1 tRNA gene is annotated in these 252 nt (G+C 48.0%); it reads left to right on the top strand.

What is annotated here, in order from left to right:
- The first annotated feature begins 172 nt into the window (after window positions 1–172).
- Window positions 173–248 (top strand) — tRNA-Glu (locus EXT43_RS20570).
- The last annotated feature ends 4 nt before the right edge of the window (window positions 249–252 follow it).

The following is a 252-nucleotide window of genomic DNA, read 5'->3' as shown; positions in this document are numbered from 1 at the left end:
CGCCACTTACTAAAAGTGTTGTGTTATTAAAAGCTCGTCTGAATCGAGTCTAACTATTCAGTTGTCCTAGTGACACAGAAACTTTCTGTTTAAGCTAAGGCCATTCGCCTCGCAGGCTCGGTCTCATCTTACGCAGAAATAGCAAATCAGTGATTTGCAAACCAATTTCTGCGTCCCCATCGTCTAGAGGCCTAGGACACCGCCCTTTCACGGCGGTAACAGGGGTTCGAATCCCCTTGGGGACGCCACTTA

Origin of the sequence: Pseudoalteromonas sp. CO109Y (assembly GCF_004208935.1) — a bacterium.
GTDB lineage: Bacteria > Pseudomonadota > Gammaproteobacteria > Enterobacterales > Alteromonadaceae > Pseudoalteromonas > Pseudoalteromonas shioyasakiensis.
This window is presented reverse-complemented; position numbering and strand designations above follow the sequence as displayed.